Origin of the sequence: Endozoicomonas sp. YOMI1 (assembly GCF_024606345.1) — a bacterium.
Classification (GTDB): Bacteria; Pseudomonadota; Gammaproteobacteria; order Pseudomonadales; family Endozoicomonadaceae; genus Endozoicomonas.
In genome coordinates, this window is sequence record NZ_JAHHPM010000367.1 from 1 (window position 1) to 2,325 (window position 2,325).

The window sequence follows — 2,325 nt, forward strand, 5'->3', positions numbered from 1 at the left end:
AACGTGCCGAGTGTTTCCAGAAAAGTCGATGACTGGACAACCTATGAAACCACCAGAAACGTAGCAAAACAAATTGATGATGATACAACCGGTGGGTGGCGTGGCGTCACAGAGAGCATAGATTACCAGACAGGTGCCTTTACCATTCTGGCCTTGGAGAATTACAACTATCCAGAGTGGCGGATTAAAAGAGTTACTTATGGTGGTAGTTATATCCGGGATATAGAAGCCACCAACACCACCAAGACCCAAGCTTTTAATGGCAACACCATTACCGCCATTGCACAGGCGAGCAACCTGAGTCATGCGCCTTATAACGAGAACATTACCTCTCCAGAGTTGACTATTGATCTGTTGCCCTTGATGGACAATACCGTTTTGCTCCCCGGCAGCGTGGTCTTTGAATGGAATGGTGAAACCTATTTTGACCGGGATGGCTCCCTCTATAAAAACCTGAGCACTGAAATCAATGCCGGTGTTCAGGTCGGCAGGGTTGATTATAGCGGCGGGTTGGCGACACTGGCCAGCTATCCCGATGGCTCTGTTAATACAGCCACTATTCAGGCAGCGGCGACCATTGGCGTGGGTTTCAAGATCAATGCGGTGGCCTTCCGTACTCCCGGCGCTCTGATCCGTCAGGGCAGCTTGCAGCTAACGGCGGTGAGGGTGGATAACGGGGATATTATTACGGCAACGGCAGATTTCAATGGTGAGTTTGCTATCGCAGAAGTGGTCGGAAACATCGACGTGACTAATGGCTGGTGCGAGCTTCAGTTTACTGATGGAACTGATCCAATCTACGTCATCCCGCAAAGCGTCCGTTACAACTGCGTAGTGGAAACCAGCCTGCCGCTCGATGCTGAACTGATCGGCCTCAATCCGGTGCGCTTGCCTCCCGATGGCAAAGTACCTATCTATCGAGCCGGGGATATTGTGGTTATAAGTCATACGGCAACCACCGATCCCGGTACTCCAACGGCAGGTCAGGTGATTAACCTGGCTCGTGACCATCAAGCAGAAATAGTAATGGAAGATAGCACCGGGGCTCTGCTGGCCAGCGATCAATACACCGTCGATAGAGAGGCAGGAACCGTTACCTTTGCCGACCCGTTGAGCCTGATTGATGCTGACAGTAACCCGCTATCGGCACCCTATACCATCAAGGATCGGGTGGAGCACATGAGCGTATTGAGCGATGTTCAGATCAATGGCGACCTGTCCATTATCTCCCCGGTGCCTTGGGATTTGCCTGCAGGCGAAACCTCGGTCAGCAGTGCGGTGGTCTATGGCGATCTTCAGGCGAGAGTAAAAAACTTTTTCAGCCAGAAGGTATGGAGCAGCGGCGATCCAAATTGGACGGATAACCGGGTTGGAGACCAGACAACTGCCCAATACAACACCATCAACTACCCGGTGGAAGTGACCAACAAGGGTGCCATCTATGGCAAGTGGGCGATCATTTTTACCAGCAGTACTGCCTTCCAGATCGTAGAAGAAAAACTCGGCATCATTGAAACCGGCAACATCACAACAGACACCGCACCTATAAATCCAGAGGTGGGAGTTCCTTATTTCACCTTGAAAGCCGATGGATGGGGCAGCGGTTGGGCAACGGGCAATGCTATCCGGTTCAATACTGATGGATGCCTTGCGCCGGTTTGGATTTGCAGGACGGTCCTTTCAGGACAGGGTACGGAAACTAACGACGACTTTACTCTACAGATCCGGGGGGATGCAGACTAATGGCCGTTACATTTTATTCATCGGAAGACGCCAGTGCACCACAGCTTGAAGTCACCCGTAATGTCTGCGGGAATTACCAGAACTCTATTGATAAGGTCATGGATGCGATCTTGGTGACTGGTTACGGCAGCAAGCCGGGTTGTGGCTGGACAAAAGAGATCAGCTCTGACGTTCCTGACAGCAATCGTACCGTTTATAAAAACAACTCAGCTCATCAGGACGATATGTTTCTTCTGGTTGAAAGCGGTAAACAAAACTCGCTGACGATTCGAATGCAGATAGCGGATATTGTTACTGACCTTGAAACCTATAGTGGTTACAGTCAGGTAGTGTCCGGTTGTCAAACCCATGGAGGGCAGCAGTATTGGATGGCTGTGGGTGATGAGCGGACGATTATTTTTCTGTTTTATAGCTGGTACGTCAGGAATAACTCTTCCGGCGGCTATTACTTGCCTCACTGTATTTATGCCGGTGATTTTGAGATCGATGAAGGCAGCAATCATAAAGGCTGGGGATTGCTCGGCAGCTATAAGTAGTTAACCAAATGAAATCATATTTTCTGACTAAGTGATCAGTCACTCT

The 2,325-nt window shown here is 50.0% G+C and carries 2 protein-coding genes; both read left to right on the plus strand.

The genetic code is table 11. The features are described from left to right. A partial coding sequence (locus tag KDK15_RS13075; protein WP_257295826.1) for a hypothetical protein occupies positions 1–1,743 on the plus strand: 1,743 nt, incomplete at its 5' end. Next, complete coding sequence (locus tag KDK15_RS13080; protein ID WP_257295827.1) at positions 1,743–2,279, plus strand: hypothetical protein; 537 nt, start codon at positions 1,743–1,745, stop codon at positions 2,277–2,279. The genes KDK15_RS13075 and KDK15_RS13080, both read left to right, overlap by 1 nt. Positions 2,280–2,325 lie beyond the last annotated feature (46 nt).